Below are 439 nucleotides of genomic sequence, written 5' to 3' on the forward strand. Positions count from 1 at the left end.
CCATGTCAGCCTAGATCGTAAGCCTGCACTTAAAGATGCTGATTTTGTTTGTTCTCAATTCCGCGCTGGCTGTTTAGAGGGTCGTATTCGTGATGAACGTATTGCGCTTAAATATGGAATGATTGGTCAAGAAACCAATGGCCTGGGTGGGTTTGCCAATGCGTGCCGCACTATCCCTATCGCCTTAGAAATATGCCGTGAAATGGAAGAGTTGTGCCCTGATGCATGGCTGCTTAACTTTACCAACCCATCGGGCATGGTTACTGAGGCTATTTTAAAGCACACCAAGGTAAAAGCCGTTGGTCTGTGTAATGTACCTGTCATCATGCAAAAAGGCATCGCTCAAATATTAGGAGCGGATGAGCAAGACTTCGTATTGCAAGTTGCAGGGCTTAACCACTTTATCTGGGCTCGCCAAGTTTTACATAACGGTCAAGAT

1 pseudogene is annotated in these 439 nt (G+C 45.8%); it reads left to right on the forward strand.

What is annotated here, in order from left to right:
• Positions 1 to 439 (forward strand): annotated as a pseudogene (locus tag AB4585_RS26170) (6-phospho-beta-glucosidase); the annotation flags it as partial.

The sequence above is a fragment of the Vibrio sp. 10N.222.49.C9 genome (genome assembly GCF_041474985.1).
In the GTDB taxonomy this organism is placed as follows: domain Bacteria; phylum Pseudomonadota; class Gammaproteobacteria; order Enterobacterales; family Vibrionaceae; genus Vibrio; species Vibrio crassostreae_C.